Origin of the sequence: Rhizobium sp. Leaf371 (genome assembly GCF_001424045.1) — a bacterium.
Classification (GTDB): domain Bacteria; phylum Pseudomonadota; class Alphaproteobacteria; order Rhizobiales; family Rhizobiaceae; genus Ferranicluibacter.
In genome coordinates, this window is record NZ_LMQB01000001.1 from 284352 (window position 1) to 303421 (window position 19070).

The window sequence follows — 19070 nt, forward strand, 5'->3', positions numbered from 1 at the left end:
CGGACCGCGCGCCACCTGACCGCGCGCGCGTTTCCATCTTCGCCTTACTGGCCCGTGGCCGTCTCCAGCGTGTTGCCAACGGATCGTCCGAGGCGGTCCACCTGGCCGCGATAGTTTTCGCGTGTCTTCGGGTCGAAGATCAGGATCGGGGTGCTGACGGCGATGCTGGCGGCGCTACCGACGGTCTGGGCGGTGCCGAGCGCGACGGCGCCGACGCGCTCGCCGAGGCCGACATCGCTGTCGGTCACGGTCTGGCCGGCGATCAGGCGGTTCCCGAGCAGCTTGACCACTTCCGGGCTTTCGGCGAACTTGCCGTGGTTGAGGCGGTCGCCCGTCTGGAGAGCTGTCAGGTCGAGAACGGTGATGCCGGCTTTTTCGAGATTGGTGCGATAGGGTTCCTGCGTCGGATCGATCTGACCCAGTCGCTCGACATTGCCGGAGATGCGGCGCGAGATGGAGAGGGCGCGGTCGTCGCGCGAGACGAACAGGGTGAATTTCGGCTTGTTCGGGCCCATCGCTTCCCACTGCTTGCCGAACACGTCGACATCGAGATCGGGCGAGGCGAGGATGACGTTGTTGATCTTCGGTGCCACGCGGCCATCGCGGATCGCCATCTGGCGCAGCGCTTCCACGGTGACCCAGGAGCCCATCGAATGCGCCATGATCGTCACGTCGGAAACGCGCGGGTCCTCGGCGGTACGGCGCAGCAGGGTTTCCAGCGCGTCGCGGGAGTAATTGGTGCTTTCCTTGTCGTAGTTGTAGTCGAATATGCTGGCGCGTGACGGCCATGTGAAGATGATCGGCGCCACGTCGGCGCGGCTGTCATGGACGATCTGCGCGAAGCGATAGACCGCATCCTCGTAGCGATTGTTGAAGCCGTGGACGAAGATCAGCACGCGGCGGCTTTTCGGCAGCGAGTCGCGTGTCCAGGTCTCCACCTCGGCGCGTTCGGCAAGCGGGGTCACCGAGACGGTCGAGAATTCCTTGGAGGGATCGGCGGGCAGGCGCTTCGGCCACTGGACCTGGCCGATCTTGCGGTTCTTGTCCGGGGGAATGGAGACGACGATCTCGGCCGCGGTCAGCTCGGTGCCGCGCTCGCCGCCATAGAGCACGCCGGCCTGCTTGGAGGGCGCGCGCGTCGTCGCGACGAGCATATCGACTTCCGTGGCGCCCGGTGCCGTGCCGGACGGGATGAGAACGCCGACAGGCCGGCTGGCGCAGGCCGACAAAGCAAGGGCCAGAGCGAGACATGCCGCCACGCGCAGGCGTCCACCCGCCCTCTGCAGGCGTCTGGAGGGGGACGGTGCCGGACGTCCTGTCCGCTGCTCTGTCATCATGACGGAACCCTTCATCTGTTCGTCCGAGACTTGCCAGATTTACAGGGCCACGGAAAACCGTTTCTCCGCCTATCAGCAATTGCACAGTTACCGTCACCTGAATGACACGGTCGCACGCGTCTGTGCACTGCCCAATTTGTTTGCAGGTGCAGTGTTGCCAGCCCTCCTGCCATTGTCTAGCATGCATTTTGCCGACAGGTCTCCGCCCGCGGATATAGCGGCTAGCGAATTGTTTTGGAAGGTCTTTTTTCGATGCAGGCAGTGTTCGACGGTCATAATGACGTGCTTCTGCGGCTCTGGAGCCACGCACGGGCCGGGCACGATCCGATCGCCGAATTCCGGGACGGCACGGCATCCGGGCATATCGACGGCCCGCGTGCTGCCAAGGGTGGTCTCGCAGGCGGGCTTTGCGCCATCTATATTCCCTCGGGCGACCTCGTCCTCAAGCAGCCGGATGCAAACGGGCATTATGTCACGCCGATGTCGGCGCCGCTGGAGCGTGGTCCTTCGCTGGAGATCGCCCTGCAGTTTGCGGCGATCGCGCTGCGCCTCGATCAGGCGAAGGCCTGGCGGCTTTGCCGTACGACGTCGGAGATTCGCAAGGCGATGGCGGACGGGGACTTTGCAGCCGTCCTGCATATGGAAGGTTGCGAGGCGATCGATGCCGATCTCGCCGCGCTCGAAACCTTCTATGCCGCCGGCCTCCGGTCGCTCGGCCCCGTTTGGAGCCGACACAACATCTTTGCCCATGGCGTGCCGTTCGCCTATCCGATGGACCCGGACACGGGCCCGGGCCTGACGGATGCGGGTTTTGCCCTCGTTCGGGCCTGCGACAGGCTCGGCATCGCGATCGATCTCGCGCATATCACCGAGAAGGGTTTCTGGGATGTGGCGAAGACGAGCACCGCGCCGCTGATCGCCAGCCATTCCAACGCCCATGCCCTGACGCCCGTTGCCCGGAACCTCACCGACCGGCAGATGGATGCGATCCGCGACAGCGGCGGGCTCGCCGGCGTCAACTATGCCACGACCATGCTGCGCCCGGACGGGCAGGAGAATGCGGCGACGCCGCTGTCCGACATGGTGCGCCATATCGACTACATGGTCGAGCGCATGGGAATCGATTGCGTCGCGCTCGGATCGGACTTCGACGGTGCGACGATTCCGGCCGAAATTTCGGATGCCGGCGGAAACCAGAACCTGATTGCCGCTCTGCGGAGCGCCGGTTATGGTGAGGACGATCTAACCAAGATTTGCCGGGAAAACTGGCTGCGGGTTCTTTCCAAGGTCTGGCACGAGACCGACCAGGGCTGACGATCAACGGCCGTAAAGGCCAGAAAAACAGGGAACAGAGCGATGATGCATTCTTTCGGTACGACGGTGCGGCGTTTGACGGCAGGGGCGGCCATCGCCCTGATCATGGCGGCAGCCGCACCCGCCTATGCCGAGACGCCGGCGGACACGCTGGTGCAGGCCTGGGCGATCGACGACATCATTTCGATGGACCCGGGCGAAGCGTTCGAAATCTCGACGGCGGAAATCACCGCCAACACCTATAGCCTTCTCGTTCGGCTCGATCTCGCCGACACCTCCAAGGTCAAGGGCGACCTTGCCGAAAGCTGGACGGTGTCGGACGACGGCCTGACCTTCACCTTCAAACTGAAGCCGGGCATGACCTTTGCCTCGGGCAATCCGATCACTGCGGAAGACGTCGCCTGGTCGATCGAACGCGTCATCAAGATGGACAAGAGCCCGGCCTTTATCCTCACGCAGTTCGGCCTGAGCGGCGACAACGTGACCGAGAAGGCAAAGGCGGTCGATGCGACCACCTTCACGCTGACGGTGGACAAGCCCTATGCGCCGAGCTTCGTGCTCAACTGCCTGACGGCCACCGTCGGTTCGATCGTCGACAAGAAGCTCGTGATGGAACACGTCGCGCCTGTCGAGAAGACGGCTGATGTCAAGTATGACAATGACTTCGGCAATGCCTGGCTGAAGACGAACTTTGCCGGTTCCGGTCCGTTCAAGCTGCGCGAGTGGCGCGCCAACGAAGTCGTCGTCTTGGAGCGCAACGACACGTATTTCGGCGAGAAGCCCAAGCTCGCCCGGGTCATCTATCGCCACCTCAAGGAAAGCTCGGGTCAGCGGCTGGCGCTGGAAAACGGCGATATCGACATCGCCCGCAACCTTGAGCCGAACGACCTGGAATCGACGGCCGGCAAGGAGGACATCGTCCAGACCAGCGCGCCGAAGGGCACGGTGTTCTATTTCAGCCTTAACCAGAAGAACCCGAACCTTGCCAAGCCCGAGGTGGTCGAAGCCTTCAAGTATCTGGTCGATTACGACGCGATCGGCTCTACCCTGATCAAGGGCGTCGGCGAAGTGCACCAGACCTTCCTGCCCAAGGGCGTTCTGGGCGAATTGGATGAAAAGCCGTTCAAGTTCGACGTGGCCAAGGCCAAGGAACTGCTGGCGAAGGCCGGCCTTCCGGACGGGTTCACCGTGACCATGGATGTGCGCAGCAACCAGCCGACCACCGGCATCGCGGAATCGATCCAGCAGACGGCTGCTCAGGCGGGCATCAAGATCGATCTCATTCCGGGTGACGGCAAGCAAACGCTCACCAAGTTCCGCGCCCGCACGCACGACATCTATATCGGCGTCTGGGGTCAGGACTACTTCGATCCGAACTCGAATGCCGAAACGTTTACGATCAACTACGACAATGCCGACGACGGCAAGAACAAGACGCTGGCCTGGCGCAATGCCTGGGACGTTCCGGATCTGACGGAACAGACGAAGGCCGCCCTGCTCGAAAAGGACCCGACAAAGCGCGCCGACATCTACAAGGGCTTGCAGAAGGCGGTTCTCGATCGTGGCCCGTTCGTCGTGATCTACCAGCAGACGGAAGTCGCGGGCGTTCGCAAGGACGTGAAGGACTTCAAGCTCGGTCCGAGCTTCGACACGACCTTCCTTGACGGCGTCACCAAGGAATAGGCGACCCGCATGACTCTTCCAGAAACGTCGCAGATGGTGGCCGGGCGCTCGAAAGGCGCCCGGGCGCGGGGGCGGGCGGCCATCGTCGTCCGCTTCCTCGTGGTCATCGTCACCACCTATCTCGGCCTTCTCGCGGTCACCTTCTTCATCGGCCGGGTGATCCCGATCGATCCCGTATTGGCCGTTCTCGGCGACCGGGCGCCCGCCCATGTGGTGGAGCGGGTGCGCGAGGAGATGGGGCTGAACCTGCCGCTCTATCAGCAGTTCCTGCGCTATCTCGGCGATGCCTTGCAGGGAAATTTCGGCACCTCGGTGCTGACGACCAATCCCGTCATGACCGACATCCGCCGCGTGCTGCCGGCGACCTTCGAGCTTGCGACGCTCGGGACGTTGATCGGCAGCCTCATCGGCGTCCCGCTCGGCGTTCTCGCCGCCGTCAAGCGCGGCAGCCTGATCGATCAGGCGGTGCGCATCGTTGGGCTGATCGGCTATTCCGTGCCGATCTTCTGGCTGGCGCTTCTGTCGCTGCTGCTGTTCTACGCGCAGCTGCGCTGGGTCGCCTTTCCCGGCCGCATCGATGTCGTCTACGAATATACGTTTACGCCGAAGACCGGGCTTTTCCTGCTGGACTCGCTCTGGCAGGGGCAGTGGGACGTGTTTCGCGACGTGTTCCGCCATATCATCCTGCCGGCAAGCCTGCTCGGCTATGTGTCGCTGGCCTATATCAGCCGCATGACGCGCAACTTCATGCTCAATGAACTGTCGCAGGAATATATCGTCGCGGCGCGGGCGAAGGGGCTTTCGGAGACGCGGATCATCTGGTGTCACGCCTTGCGCAACGCCGCCGTGCCGCTGGTGACGGTGATTGCGCTGTCCTATGCAAGCCTGCTGGAAGGCTCCGTGCTGACGGAGACGGTGTTCGCGTGGCCGGGCATCGGGCTCTACATCACCAATTCCCTGCAGAACGCCGACATGAACGCCGTCCTCGGCGGCACGATCGTGATCGGCTCGATCTTCATCGCCATCAACATCCTGTCCGATATCCTCTACCGGACGCTCGACCCAAGGACACGCGCGCGATGACGGTCGTTTCTTCCGCCCCCATGAGCCGGCGCGACTGGCTGCTGTCCGACCGGCCGCAATCGCGGATGCAGGCGCGTCTCGGCCGGGCCTACATGACCTGGCGCCGGTTTTCCGCCAACCGGCTGGCGCTGCTCGGTCTCGGCATTCTCGTTCTTCTCATCCTCATGGCGATCTTTGCCGGTGTGTTGTCGCCGCATTCGCCGGTCGTCGGCGATCTGGCCGGCGCGCGTCTGCTGCCGCCGGGTTCGCCGGGCTATCTTCTCGGCACGGACGATCAGGGGCGCGATATCCTGTCACGGCTTCTGCACGGCTCGCGTCTGACGCTGTTCGTCATCATCCTCGTTGCCGTCATCGCGGCGCCGACCGGCCTCATCGTCGGGGCCGTCGCCGGTTATGCCGGCGGCTGGGTCGATGCTGTGCTGATGCGGATCACGGATATCTTCCTTGCCTTCCCGAAGCTCGTGCTGGCGCTGGCGCTCGTCGCGGCGCTGGGGCCGGGAATCGAGAATGCGGTGCTCGCCATCGCCGTAACGTCCTGGCCGCCTTATGCGCGCATCGCGCGGGCGGAAACCATGACGGTGCGCAACGCCGACTATATCGCCGCGGTGCGCCTGATGGGCGCGTCGCCGCTGCGCATCGTGCTTCTGCACGTGATGCCCATGTGCCTGTCGTCGCTGATCGTGCGCATCACGCTCGATATGGCGGGGGTCATCCTCACGGCGGCCGGTCTCGGCTTTCTCGGGCTCGGCGCGCAGCCGCCGCTGCCGGAATGGGGCGCGATGATCGCGTCCGGCCGCCGCTTCATCCTCGACCAGTGGTGGGTCGCCACCATGCCGGGCATCGCGATTCTGCTCGTCAGCCTGGCGTTCAACCTTCTGGGCGACGGTCTTCGCGACGCGCTCGATCCGCGCGAGGCCGGACAATGAGCCCCTTGTTGACCGTCGAGGACCTGCGCGTCAGCTTTCCCACGCGCACCGGGCTGGTGGAGGCGGTGCGCGGTGTCACCTTCTCGCTCGGTCGCGAGCGCCTGGGGATCGTCGGCGAGAGCGGTTCCGGAAAATCACAGACCGGCCGGGCCATCATGGGGCTGACGCCGCCGCATGCGAAAATTACGGCGAAGACGCTGAATTTCGACGGGATCGACCTCCTGAAGGCGTCGCCGGCCAAGCGCCGGGATCTGCGCGGCGACCGCGTGGCGATGATCCTGCAGGACCCGAAATATTCGCTCAACCCGGTGATGACCATCGGCCGCCAGATCGTGGAAACGCTGCGCACGCATCGCAAGATCTCTTCTTCCGAGGCGAAGGAGCGGGCGCTCGCCATGCTGGAGGCCGTGCAGATCCGGGACGCAGGCCGCGTCTTCGACCTGCATCCGCATGAAGTCTCCGGCGGCATGGGGCAGCGGGCGATGATCGCGATGATGCTGATCGCCGAGCCGGAGTTGCTGATTGCCGACGAGCCGACCTCGGCCCTCGACGTAACGGTGCAGCTCGATGTGCTTGCCATTCTCGACAGGCTGGTGGCCGAGCGCGGCATGGGGCTGATCTTCGTCAGCCACGATCTGCGGCTCGTCTCGTCCTTCTGCGACCGGGTGATCGTCATGTATGCCGGGCGCATCGTCGAGGAGATCGCGGCCGCCGACCTGCGCAACGCGCGGCATCCCTATACGCAGGGGCTGCTGTCCTGCATGCCCGAGATCGGCCAGGACCGGCATCCGCTGCCCGTTCTCGACCGCAAGCCGGAGTGGGCCTTATGAGCATTGCCGTCTCCGCCCACGACGTCACCGTCATCTACGAGGATTTCAAGGCGCTCGACGGCGTGAGCATCGCGGTCGAGAAGGGGCAATCCTACGGTCTCGTCGGCGAGTCCGGGTCGGGCAAGTCGACGCTTTTGCGCGCGATTGCCGGCCTCGCGCCCGTTGCTTCCGGCACGCTGGAGGTCAATGGCCGGAAACTGGAACCGCGCCGGCGCGACAAGGCCTTCTACCGCGACGTCCAGATGGTGTTCCAGGATCCCTACGGCTCGCTTCACCCCCGCCAGACGATCGATCGCCTGCTGCAGGAGCCGCTGGCGATCCACGGCATTTCCGATGCCGAGGCACGGATCGCGCGGGCGCTGGACGAGGTCGGCCTTGGGACCGGCTTCCGGTTTCGCTACTCCCATCAGCTATCCGGCGGGCAGCGGCAGCGCGTGGCCATCGCCCGCGCGCTGATCGTCGAGCCTTCCATCCTGCTGCTGGACGAGCCGACATCGGCGCTCGACGCCTCGGTGCAGGCGGAGGTGCTCAATCTGCTGGAGCAGATCCAGCGCGATCGAGGTCTCACCTTCCTGATGGTCAGCCATGACCTCGGCGTCGTGACGCATATGTGCGACCAGTTGGCCGTCATGCGCAGCGGCCAGGTCGTGGAGCGCCTGAGCGCGGCCGATCTGGTCGCCGGCCGGATCACCGCCGACTATACGCGCAATCTCATGATCGCGAGCAAAGGCTTCGTCCGCACCGAAGCGTGAGGGAACGCCTGTTCCTTCGGATGCTGACCGTCGCGGTATCCCTCAGGCGTTGACGTCGATGACCACGCGGCCGCGGATGCGACCGGCAACAATGGCCTCGGCCAGTGCCGGGAGATCGGACATCGGCGCGACCGTCGTCATGCTGTCGAGATGGGCCGGGTCGAGATCGCGCGAGAGACGGCCCCAGGCGGCCAGGCGTTGCGTCCGGGTCGCATAGACCGAATCGACGCCGATGAGCGTGACCGCCCGGAGAATGTGCGGCATCACCGTGCCGGGGAGATCGGCGCCGCCGGCAAGGCCGCAGGCGGCGATGGCCCCGCCGCGCACGGTCTGGGCAAGCGCGTTGGCAAGCGTGGTCGCACCGACGGAGTCGATGCCGCCGGTCCAGCGTTCCTTCTGGAGAGGCCCGGCCTTGTCCGCAAGCGTCTTCCGGTCGATGATCTCGCGGGCGCCGAGGGATTTGAGGTAATCCTCCGTTTCCGCGCGCCCCGTCGATGCGACGACCCGATATCCGCGCGCGGCGAGAAGCGAGACCGCGACGGAGCCGACGCCGCCTGCCGCGCCTGTGACGAGAACATCGCCGTCGCCGGGCGCCATCGTGCCCCATTTTTCCAGAGCATCGACGCAGAGCGCCGCGGTATAGCCGGCGGTGCCGATGGCCATCGCCTGCTGCAGCGAGAAGGCTGCGGGGAGGGGGATCAGCCATTCCGGCTTGACGCGCTGGAAGCGGGTGAAAGCGCCCCATTCGGTTTCCGACAGGCCCCAGCCGTTGAGGACCACCCGGTCGCCCGGCTTCCATTCCGGCGAACGCGACGACACGACCGTGCCGGAGAGATCGACGCCGGCCACCATCGGCGTTCGCCGCGCGATCCGGCCCTTGCCTGTGACGGCAAGGCCATCCTTGTAGTTGAGCGTGGAAAAGGAAATTTCGACAAGGACATCGTTGTCGGGGAGGTCGCTCTGCGAAATCTCGCGGAATGCAGCCTGCGCGCGACCATCGACGGTGTCGATCATCATGGCCCTGAATGTTTCGGTCATGTCGCTCTCCGCTCCCTTGGCGGTCTCCTCCGCCTTTCGTCCGTCATGCCATGTCCCGTGGCCTCATGCCAATGCGTCTTTCGGCGCATCCCGGCGTGCGTTGGGCCACAGGCCTGCGTCAGGAGAAGAGCCAGACGATGCCGACGATGATGAAGACCCAGAGGATCAGGGAAAGAAGAACGGCCAGGGAGAGCGCAACGAGCCGCAAGGTCGGGGCGAAGCGCGAGACCTCTTCCGGGCGACGTGTCGCCCATCCGAGAAAAGAGAATTCGCAGGAGAAGATCCAGGCTGGCATCATCGTTCCCGGCGCGTAAGCTGCAAAGACTTACATAACCAGAGGTTGGCCTCGTATGCAAGTGCGCGGACACGGTTGCGTCTCGATGCTCCTGCCGCTGACCCTATTCTTGAGACATAAAAGGGATGGAATGTTGGAGAGATGGCCAATTTGTCTTGAGAGTTCGCCGTTGACAGCAACGTTCGGCACCAGACATTCCGCCGGGACGCAAATTCCGGGGTTCTGACAGGCACGGCGCGCTGCTGATCAGCAAATCCCACTCCGATTTCGTCACCTTACCTTTCGCACCGCGCGAATATGCTGCATCGCAGCAATGATGAGGGAATGCATGAGTAATTATGAAGTTACGTAACCTTAATGGTTTCGCCCAATAATAGGGTGATGCCGCGATGTGGGTCGGTTCCGTTGCGCTTTCCACGTCATGAGGACGGGTGGAGGCGTTTATCCAGCACAGGTGTTTCGTGACGAGGCCATCCATCCGCACATCGCTTATCGCGATCTTTGCCGCTATTGCCGTTCTCACGGCCATTTTCTCCGTCGTCACGCTGCAGTCGCTGTCGAAGACGCGCGAAATCTCCGACAATGTCGTCACGGACGTGTTTCCCGCCGTGTCCGCGGTCAAGGATATCCGCATCGAGCTGGTGTCCATGCGGCTCGGCTATTTCCAGTATCTCGCGGCCCTCACGCCCGAAGCGACGAAAAAGGCCGAGGCGCTTCTCGGCGAGGCGCGGCTGCGGATCGCACATGCCGTCGAAGTCTATACGCCCTATGTCGGCTCGGATGCCGAGCGCACCCTTCTGAAGACGGTCACGGACAGCCTGGAAGCCTACATCAAGGCCGGCGGCAACATGATCACCCTTGCCAAGGTCGGCAATTTCCAGCAGGCAAACAACATGCTGGAATCGATGGGCGAGATCATCGTTCCGGCCCAGGTCGGGCTCGACGAACTGATCGCCGAGAACACGGCACAGGTGACCGACGCGACGGAACTGATGCACCACACCTCTGCCGACGCCCAGATGATCACCTTCATCCTGATCGGTGTCGTCGCGACGCTTCTGGTCGTCTCCACCCTCTACGTCCTTCGCGGCATCGCCAGCCCGATCCGCGCGATCACGACGGCGATGACCGGCCTTGCCAAAGGCGATACCGACAGCGCCATCCCATATTCGCAGCGCTCCGACGAAATCGGCCAGATGGCCGGCGCCGTCGAGGTGTTCCGTGTTGCCGCCGTTTCCAACAAGGATCTGCAGAGCCAGGCCGAAACCCTGCGCCGCGCGGCGGAGGCCGACCGCGAGCGTCTCGCGGCGGACGCCGAACGGGCCGCCCAGGCCCGGCTCGATCAGGCCACATCGAGCCTTGCGGACGGCCTGCGCCGTCTGGCGGCAGGCGATCTCTCCTTCCGTCTCGACGTTCCCTTCGCGCCCGATTTCGAAGCCCTGCGCCACGACCTGAACGCGGCGGTCTCCCAGCTCAACGAAACGCTTGCCGCGGTTGCCGTCGCTGCCGACCAGATCGACAACGGCGCTCGCGAAGTGAGCGAGAGTGCCAACGACCTGTCGCGCCGCACGGAACAGCAGGCGGCCTCGCTGGAGGAAACCGCAGCGGCGCTCGATGAGATCACCGCCAATGTCGGCCAGTCCTCCAAGCGCACCAACGAGGCGCGCGAAGTGGCGGTTCACGCCAACAAGAGCGCGTCCCGCTCGGGCGAGGTGGTTGCGGAAGCCGTCACCGCCATGGGCCGTATCGAACACTCCTCAAGCCAGATCTCCTCGATCATCGGCGTGATCGACGAAATCGCGTTCCAGACCAATCTGCTTGCCCTGAATGCCGGTGTCGAGGCGGCCCGGGCAGGGGAGGCCGGCCGCGGCTTTGCCGTGGTTGCGCAGGAAGTGCGCGAGCTGGCCCAGCGATCGGCCAAGGCAGCCAAGGAGATCAAGGACCTGATCCGCAACTCGACGGCTGAAGTGGAAAGCGGCGTGAAGCTCGTTCGCGACACCGGTGACGTGCTGAAGACCATCGAGGCGCATGTCGTCGAGATCAACGGCCATATGGAGGCCATTGCCACCTCGGCGCGCGAGCAGTCGACCGGCCTTGCCGAAGTCAACATCGCCGTCAACCAGATGGACCAGGTGACGCAGCAGAACGCCGCCATGGTGGAAGAGACCAGTGCCGCGGGCAGCACGCTCGCCAGCGAAAGCGCCCGCCTGCGGGAGCTCATCTCCCACTTTACGCTGGCCGGCCGCTCTTCAACCGCGCATCAGCGTTACGCCGCCTGACATCGACACCCTTCAAACACCGAACCGGTCGAGCCTTCTCGGCCGGTTTTGTCGTTTCCGAAGCCGGGAAAGACGCAGCGTATGACGGGGACGCTGAAGGCGCGTCGATGCCGTTCTGGAATGGCCGATCCGGCAGGGTCGGGGGGCAACCGGAACGATGTGATAGACGAGGATGACGAACACGGTTAAGGTTTTCGTCATATTCCGCCACCAGCGGTGTTTCCGTCTCTGTTTCTAGAGTTGCAACAGTCCCATGCCCGTGAGCCCACTTTCGATCCTCGAGCCGAACGCACTGAACGACTATGCCGATCTGAGATCCGTGCCCAAGCATCGCTTCTTCGGCAAGAATGACCTCGTCGATCGCTTTCGTCTGGCCGTTCCGTTCGATTACATCATTATCAGCGGTCTCGACGTGGATCACTATCGGTTCGGGACCGGCTTCTCGATCGATACGGATCTCCCGCCCGCCTTTCTCGAAATCTACGAGGCGGACAAGCTTCCCGGCATCGATCCGTTTCTCCAGGCGGGCAAGAATTCTCGAGCCGTGGTCGTGGAGAGCGAGGTTTACGCGCTGCACGCACCACCGCCTCGCCTGGCCTATCTCCAGCAAACGTTCGGGGTCCACAACCGGACGCTCGTCCCCATCTTCCGCAACGACATTGCCTATGGCGCGATCTGCTACACGCGGTCGATCCCCTTCACGCTCGACGAGATCCGGTTTCTGGAACTTGTTTCGGAGCTGATCCATACGGCCGTGACGAAGCCGCTCGTGGAGCGCTTTGCGGCTGACCAGATGGGGCTGACGAAGGGCGAACTCGCCTGTCTGGAAGCCGCCAGCCGTGGTTTGACCAGCGAGGCCATCGCCATGGAAACCGGCTTTCAAAGCGATACCGTGAACAGCTACATCAAGTCTTCCGTCAAGAAGCTCGGCGCAACGAACCGGACACAGGCGATCGTGGAGGCCTTGCGCAGACGCCTGATAGCCTGACTGTCGGGTCTCTGCGCCTCGAAGTCACGTTCGTTTTTGCGCATAATCCAAAACGAATCTGACAGATATCTGTTTTAATTTATCATTATTGTTTTTAGCCTAATTTAGGGGTCTGCACGATCCGATGGTTTCGGTGACGGCACTTCAGGCTGCAGTGGACCCGATCCTTCACTCCCTTCCAGGTCTTTCCGAGGGCGATCTTTGACCTCACGGGAACACGCTGCGTTATCGTAGGGGCTTTTTCAACCGGTCCGATCGCTGTTCGAAGATCCATTTGATCCTCTGATGCAAAGGAATCGGCATGAAATTTTCATTTTCCAGACGTCAGGGCGCAGCTGCGATCCTGGCCGCGATGGACAAGTCGCAGGCCATCATCGAGTTCGATATGAAGGGCACGATCCTGCATGCGAACGCCAATTTCTGTTCCACCCTCGGCTACACGCTGCCCGAGATCATCGGTCGCAACCACAGCATGTTCGTCGATCCCGCAGAGGCCGCGTCGCCGGCCTACAGCGCCTTCTGGGCGTCGCTCGGCGCGGGAAAATTCGATCAACGCCAGTACAAGCGGATTGCAAAAGGCGGGCGGGACGTCTGGATCGAGGCGTCCTACAATCCCGTCTTGCGCGGGTCGAAGCCTTACAAGGTGGTCAAGGTCGCAACCGATATCACCGCATTCAAGCTGAAGACGGCGGAAGATGCCAGCAAGCTTGCCGCCGTCTCGCGCGCTCAGGCCGTGATCGAATTCACGCCGCAGGGCGACGTCATCACCGCCAATGAGAACTTCCTGACGACGCTCGGCTATCAGCTCTCCGAGATCGAGGGGCGGCACCACGCCATGTTCTGTGATCCCGCCACGGTGGGCGGCGCCGAATACCGCGCGTTCTGGGACCGGCTGCGCGCCGGCGAATTCGTTGTGGAAGAGTTCAGGAGGATCGCCAAGGGCGGCAGGACGGTGCATATCCAAGCGTCCTACAATCCGATCTTCGCCATGGATGGCAGCGTCGTCAAGGTGGTGAAATTCGCCACCGACATCTCGGCGCGCGTCGAAAACGTCCAGCGCCTGGGCGAAGGGTTGCAACGGCTCGCGGCCGGAGATCTCTGTCAAAACATCGACCGGTCGTTCATCCCTTCGCTCGACCAGCTGCGCACCGACTTCAACGGCGCGGCGGACCGGCTGAAATCCGCCATGACCTCCGTGGGTCATAATGCAGCAGCCATCGCCTCTGGCGCGAACGAGATGCGGTCGGCCGCCGACGACCTCGCCCGGCGCACGGAGCAGCAGGCCGCATCCGTGGAACAGACGGCAGCCGCGCTCGAGGAGATCACGCAGACGGTGGCCGACTCCAGCCGCAGGGCCGGCGAGGCGGGCAAGCTGGTCGCGGATACGCGGGCGAACGCCGAGCAATCGGGCGCGGTGGTGAAGACGGCCATCATCGCGATGGGCGAGATCGAGCGTTCCTCGCGCGAGATCGGCAACATTATCGGCGTCATCGACGATATCGCCTTCCAGACCAACCTGCTGGCGCTGAACGCCGGCGTGGAGGCGGCGCGGGCCGGAGAGGCCGGCAAGGGATTTGCCGTCGTCGCCCAGGAGGTTCGCGAGCTTGCGCAGCGCTCCGCCAAGGCCGCCAAGGAGATCAAGTCGCTCATCAACCTCTCGAGTGAGCAGGTCAAGACCGGCGTCGTGCTCGTCGGCCAGACCGGCAAGGCGCTCGAGGTGATCGTCGGGCAGGTGCACGAGATCAACATGAACGTCGCCGCCATTGTCGAGGGGTCCCGCGAGCAGGCGACCGGACTTGCGGAAATCAACACGGCGGTCAACACCATGGACCAGGGGACGCAGCAGAATGCCGCCCTGGTGGAGCAATCCACCGCCGCCAGCCATGGACTTGCGGGGGAGGCGGATGCGCTGTTCACCCTGATCCGGCAGTTCAAGGTCGATGAAAGAGGCAGGGCCGAGCCTGGGGCGACGCGGCCGGCGATGCGTCACCAGAACGCCGCCCGCCCGCCCGCTCGACAGGTTTCGCGTGGCGCGATCGGGACCGCGGCGCTCAAGGAAACCTGGGAGGAGTTCTGAGGATCATCCGCTGAGCGCAGCCTCGGTCGCGCCAGGCCCGGGTTCCACCGTGCGAACTAAATTAAATGCTTACAAATGCAATCGGTATTAGTGCGTATATAATTACGTAATCTTGTAGTTTCATATTAACGCGACATTAAGCATGTTGCCCTAGTTTCGAAAGTCCAGACAGGCGCAGTCGCGCCGCCCGCCCCTGATCGCGGTCTGGCGCCGATTGAAGCGCCGCCATCGCGTCGCCAGGCGAGCTCCTCCAGACATGTTTGCCCCTTCAAGGAGATCAGGATCGCCGGCCGCCGCGCCGTCGGCTCCGACCGTCTTCTGGATCGCGCAGCCGTGTCTTGCGCGGGAGCGCTGCAACAGGATCTGCGGGAGCAGAGGTCGAAAGGGCACGAACATGACCAAGGCAAAACCTGAAACTGCCATTCTGAACGAGCGACTGGACTTTGTCGGCCTGCTTGAACCGCAGCGCCGCAATCTGGCCGCGCTCGCCCCGACCATCAATGCCTCGCTTGCGGGTGCGCTCGAGATCTTCTACGCGAAGGTCCGGCATCATCCGGATACGGCGAAATTCTTTTCCGGCGACAGCCATGTGGCGCAGGCCAAGAAGCGGCAGGCCCATCACTGGGAAACGATTTCCTCCGCGAAATACGATCAGGCCTATATCGACGAGGTGACCCTGATCGGCCGGACGCATGCCCGGCTGGGTCTGGAGCCGCGATGGTACATCGGCGGTTACGCTTTGATGATCGAGAACATCGTGCGGGCCGTGATCGACAAGGAACTCGACGGATTTCTCGTGCGCAAGAAGCGCGCGAAGCTCGGCGACGACGTGACCACTGTGGTCAAGGCGGCGCTCGTGGATATGGACTATGCGATTTCCGTCTATCTCGACGTTCTCGCCGGCGAGCGGGCCAAGGCCGAAGAGCGACAGGCGGTCCTGAAGGCCGAGCAGGACGAAGCCCTCGCCGCGCTGGGCGAGGCACTGGCTGCCCTGTCGAACGGGGATCTGACCCGTCCCGTCCACCAGGCGCTTGCCTCCAGCTTCGACACCATCAAGACCGATTTCAACGGCTCCATCGAGACGCTCGGCAGCGCGATGTCCGAGATCCTGCAGGCCGTCGGCTTCGTGCTCGCCCAGTCCTCCGAAATCGCCGCGGCGACGGACGACATGGCCAAACGGACCGAACGCCAGGCTGCGGCGCTCGAAGAGACGGCGGCAGCCCTGGAGGAGATCAGCTCGATTGCCCGCCAGTCCGAGACGCGGACGGCCGAGGTCCAGTCCGTGGTCACCGTGTCGGCTTCGGAAGCCGCAGCCTCCGGCAAGATCGTGGAAGAGGCCGTCCAGGCGATGAGCGACATCGTACAGTCGTCGAGCCAGATGAACGATATCATCGCCGTCATCGACGAGATCGCGTTTCAGACCAATCTTCTGGCGCTGAATGCCGGCGTCGAGGCGGCACGCGCCGGCGAGCAGGGCAAGGGCTTTGCCGTCGTCGCCCAGGAAGTTCGCGAACTCGCCCAGAGATCCGCCCGCGCCGCAAAGGAAATCAAGGAGTTGATCGCGCGCTCCTCGCAGGATGTCGCCCGCGGCGTGGCCCTGGTCAACACGACCGGCAAGGCCCTGAAGAGCATCGGCGGCCAGGTCGAGGCGATCGACGAACACATGACCTCGATCGCCCAGTCATCCCGCGAGCAGGCGACCGGTATCGCCGAGATCAACATCGCCATCGGAAGCCTCGACAGCATTACCCAGCAGAACGCCGCCATGGTCGAGGAGACCTCCGCCTCGACGGTCAAGCTTTCCTCTGAAGCCGAGCGCCTCTCCGACCTCGTCGCCGCCTTCCGCACCCCGTCCGGCAACGCGACCCGCGCGACCGAAAGCCGCGCCGCCCCCGCACGCCAACCCCCCCGTCCGTCGCCTCAGCCCGCGACGGGATATGCGACGGAAAAGAAGGTCGCGAACGGCGGCTGGTCGGAATACTGATCGATGATGGCCAACCCGAGCGGTTTTGCGAGCCGCTCGGGTGGTGGCTGGAACGACATGCCGCCGTGTTGCGGGCGTCAGCTTACCGCAGCTGTTTCGCTGCTCCTGGCATGAAGCGAAGAAGCCTTTACGGCTGAATTGGTCATCGGACGCGACGAAACCATTCCTTGTCTCGAGCGGCTTTCAGGTCGTCGAGATCGAAGTCTGCATAGACGACGGCCTGTTGCTTGCCCCCCATGGCGAGGATTTGGCCCGACGCACCGACAGCAAAGGAATGTCCGTCGTCTTTCGGTTCGGGGTAGTTTGCGACGGCCACTCCGATCACGGACTGGAAAGCCATGGCGCGGACCCCGGCAACACGGATGTCCCCCACCTCGACATCATCGACCAGAGGGCTGCTGTTCGGCACAAGAACGATCTCTGCTCCAGCACGAACCAGATCGGATGCAACGTCTGGAAACTCGCGGTCCATGCATATCATGATCCCGACCGAAACCGGCCCGCAGCGGGTGTCGAGCCGAGAAACCGAGGAACTGTCTCCCGGCGCACAGGCTTCTTCGGGCACGTCGAAAAAACAGATGTGCCGCTTTCTTTGGTGAAGGACGATATCACCGTTACGATCGATCAGTACGGCCGCATTGAATGGTTTGGGCTCCGCCTTTTCGAGAAAGGTCGCAACGACTGCGATCTCTGCCCTCCGCGCGGCAACACGAAATGTTTCGATAAAGGCTCCCTGCAGATCGACGGCGCCATCGAGCCATGAAGCACGCGCGGAAGCGTTGCGAGGATCGAATTTGCTGTATCCATTCGAAAACATCTCAGGAAACACGATGAGATCTGCAGCCGTGTCGGCCGCGCTGGTGATGACGGCATCAATGTCGGCATCCGACAGAACTTGGGCGAGTGCGACCCGAAAGGTTTTCGTCGACATACGCGTCTCTTTCTCAGCGACTACGGCATCGGACCTCGCCATTCAGCGGTCTACGCCGTGAGCGGACATTCGGTCGGTTTGGGGTCCAGCACATGCCCTTGGGGCTTCGACATCTCCTGGCAGCGCACCGCCGTCGAACCACGGCGGCGCCGGTGTCTCATCGCCGGCTGGCGCGTTTCGGTGTGAGCCCGGAGGTCACCAGGACGCTCGCGGGCCACCGCAATCTGGCGGCGACGCAGCGCTACATCGATGTCCGCGACGACATGATGAAGGCGGCGGTTGAACTTTTGCAATCCATACCCGACAGATTGCCGGCAAGAGTTCGCCCGGCAACCTTGCGGTTGGAGCGAAATCGACGGAGTGCGAACGCTTTTTTACGCGCTAACCGGCTTCTTGATCAACCACGTTTCGCTTTCGCCGGTGAAGGTGAGGGAGCATCCGTGGATCTTGCATTAATTGGCGCACCCGACAGGATTCGAACCTGTGACCTTTGGAATCGGAATCCAACACTCTATCCAGCTGAGCTACGGGTGCAGCAACCGGCTTTGCCGGGTGGATGAGGGGTTCATAGCTCAGGTTCGGGTCGGCATCAATGGGGAAGAGGGGGATTGGTGGAAAATCGGCTGGGGCGGGTCGGAGATGGAGGGATCGGCGATCCGGTTGGAGGGGGCGAGCGTAGATAGGATCAGATTTGGATAACGAACCGTGCGGCGGCTCGCCGGGATGGCCGGGTCGATGCGGCGCCAGTGTCGGGCCAATGCCGGGCCGATGTCCGGCCAGGGCCGGGCCAATGCCGGAATTGGGAGGGTGGATGCCGGGGTTTCAGCAAGGATATCGGGCGGTGGTTCTCGGGGCGAGCGGCGGCATCGGGTCTGCGGTTCTGGCCGCGCTTCAGGACGATCCGCGGTGCGGCGCGGCGGTCGGGCTGTCGCGGCGGGATGACGGGATGGATGTGACCGACGAGGTGTCGGTTGCCGCCGCCGCCCGGCGCATCGGCGATGGTTTCGGGTCGGTGGATCTCGTCTTCGATGCGACGGGGGCGCTGGAGATCGAGGGACATGGGCCGGAGAAGGCGATCCGGGCGATCGACCCCGCCATCATGGCGCGGCAGTTTGCCGTGAACGCGATCGGGCCGGCCCTGCTGATCAAGCATTTTGCGCCCTTGCTGCCGCGGGATCGGCCCTGCGCCTTCGCGACACTCTCGGCGCGGGTGGGGTCGATCGGCGATAACCGGCTTGGCGGCTGGATCTCCTATCGTGCGGCGAAGGCGGCGTTGAACCAGATCGTGCGCACGGCATCGATCGAGATCGCGCGGACATGTCCCCAGAGCGTCGTCGTTGCCCTGCATCCCGGCACCGTGGAAACCGGGCTGACGGCCACGCATGGCAAGCATGCCGACAAGATGATGCCGGCAGCGGCGGCGGCAGCGCTTCTCTCGGTGATCTCCGATCTCTCGCCGGCCGAGACCGGGCAGTTCTTTGCCTATGACGGAACGGCGATCGTATGGTAGCGGCGCGGCCTGGCTTTGGCATGTGGGAAGGGGCTGGCGCTTC

15 protein-coding genes and 1 tRNA gene are annotated in these 19070 nt (G+C 63.6%); 11 read left to right on the forward strand and 5 right to left on the reverse strand.

Annotation, left to right across the window (positions count from 1 at the left end):
- Nucleotides 1–44: 44 nt before the first annotated feature.
- A complete protein-coding gene (locus ASG39_RS01235) occupies nt 45–1265 on the reverse strand; it encodes an alpha/beta hydrolase (RefSeq protein ID WP_244481118.1) in 1221 nt (406 codons plus the stop codon).
- A 324-nt stretch (nt 1266–1589) separates the two neighbouring features.
- Between ASG39_RS01235 and ASG39_RS01240 the strand changes: the two genes are divergently transcribed.
- From ASG39_RS01240 to ASG39_RS01265, 6 genes are read left to right on the forward strand one after another with little or no spacing between them, the layout of a single operon-like run.
- Nucleotides 1590–2651, forward strand: coding sequence for a dipeptidase (locus ASG39_RS01240; RefSeq protein WP_062593296.1), 1062 nt, complete (start codon nt 1590–1592; stop codon nt 2649–2651).
- 42 nt (nt 2652–2693) lie between these two features.
- Nucleotides 2694–4334: an ABC transporter substrate-binding protein gene (locus tag ASG39_RS01245; RefSeq protein ID WP_062592052.1), complete on the forward strand. Its 1641-nt coding sequence runs from the start codon at nt 2694–2696 to the stop codon at nt 4332–4334.
- A gap of 9 nt (nt 4335–4343) precedes the next feature.
- Nucleotides 4344–5417, forward strand: a complete 1074-nt coding sequence (locus ASG39_RS01250) for an ABC transporter permease (protein ID WP_062592054.1) — start codon at nt 4344–4346, stop codon at nt 5415–5417.
- Nucleotides 5414–6343, forward strand: a complete 930-nt coding sequence (locus ASG39_RS01255; protein WP_062592056.1) for an ABC transporter permease — start codon at nt 5414–5416, stop codon at nt 6341–6343. Before ASG39_RS01250 ends, ASG39_RS01255 begins: the two co-directional genes overlap by 4 nt.
- Nucleotides 6340–7173, forward strand: coding sequence for an ABC transporter ATP-binding protein (locus tag ASG39_RS01260; protein ID WP_062592058.1), 834 nt, complete (start codon nt 6340–6342; stop codon nt 7171–7173). The genes ASG39_RS01255 and ASG39_RS01260 overlap by 4 nt, the downstream gene beginning before the upstream one ends.
- Complete coding sequence (locus tag ASG39_RS01265) at nt 7170–7925, forward strand: ABC transporter ATP-binding protein (protein ID WP_062592061.1); 756 nt, start codon at nt 7170–7172, stop codon at nt 7923–7925. Before ASG39_RS01260 ends, ASG39_RS01265 begins: the two co-directional genes overlap by 4 nt.
- A 42-nt stretch (nt 7926–7967) precedes the next feature.
- Here ASG39_RS01265 and ASG39_RS01270 read toward each other — a convergent pair whose 3' ends face one another.
- Nucleotides 7968–8963, reverse strand: coding sequence for an MDR family oxidoreductase (locus ASG39_RS01270; RefSeq protein WP_062592062.1), 996 nt, complete (start codon nt 8961–8963; stop codon nt 7968–7970).
- 118 nt (nt 8964–9081) lie between these two features.
- Nucleotides 9082–9258 carry a hypothetical protein gene (locus ASG39_RS01275; RefSeq protein ID WP_156467973.1) on the reverse strand — a complete coding sequence of 59 codons (177 nt, stop codon included), beginning with the start codon at nt 9256–9258 and terminating at the stop codon, nt 9082–9084.
- 461 nt (nt 9259–9719) lie between these two features.
- Between ASG39_RS01275 and ASG39_RS01280 the strand changes: the two genes are divergently transcribed.
- From ASG39_RS01280 to ASG39_RS01295, 4 genes are all read left to right on the forward strand, one after another.
- Nucleotides 9720–11537 carry a methyl-accepting chemotaxis protein gene (locus tag ASG39_RS01280; RefSeq protein ID WP_062592066.1) on the forward strand — a complete coding sequence of 606 codons (1818 nt, stop codon included), beginning with the start codon at nt 9720–9722 and terminating at the stop codon, nt 11535–11537.
- 253 nt (nt 11538–11790) lie between these two features.
- On the forward strand, nt 11791–12525 hold the full coding sequence (locus ASG39_RS01285; protein WP_062592068.1) for a LuxR family transcriptional regulator: 735 nt from the start codon (nt 11791–11793) through the stop codon (nt 12523–12525).
- Nucleotides 12526–12826: 301 nt separating this feature from the next.
- The gene (locus ASG39_RS01290) at nt 12827–14602 is read left to right on the forward strand and encodes a PAS domain-containing methyl-accepting chemotaxis protein (protein WP_062592070.1); all 1776 of its coding nucleotides are present in this window, start codon (nt 12827–12829) and stop codon (nt 14600–14602) included.
- Between the two features lie 394 nt (nt 14603–14996).
- Entirely contained in the window at nt 14997–16586 is a 1590-nt protein-coding gene (locus ASG39_RS01295; protein WP_082476823.1) for a globin-coupled sensor protein, read from the forward strand.
- A 142-nt stretch (nt 16587–16728) separates the two neighbouring features.
- Here the strand turns inward: ASG39_RS01295 and ASG39_RS01300 are convergent, their stop codons facing one another.
- Both ASG39_RS01300 and ASG39_RS01305 read right to left on the reverse strand, forming a co-directional pair.
- The gene (locus tag ASG39_RS01300) at nt 16729–17517 is read right to left on the reverse strand and encodes a carbon-nitrogen hydrolase family protein (RefSeq protein WP_062592071.1); all 789 of its coding nucleotides are present in this window, start codon (nt 17515–17517) and stop codon (nt 16729–16731) included.
- A gap of 457 nt (nt 17518–17974) precedes the next feature.
- Nucleotides 17975–18051, reverse strand: a tRNA-Arg gene (locus ASG39_RS01305).
- A 277-nt stretch (nt 18052–18328) separates the two neighbouring features.
- Here ASG39_RS01305 and ASG39_RS01310 point away from each other — a divergent pair.
- Nucleotides 18329–19027, forward strand: a complete 699-nt coding sequence (locus ASG39_RS01310) for an SDR family oxidoreductase (protein WP_062592073.1) — start codon at nt 18329–18331, stop codon at nt 19025–19027.
- Nucleotides 19028–19070: the final 43 nt, after the last annotated feature.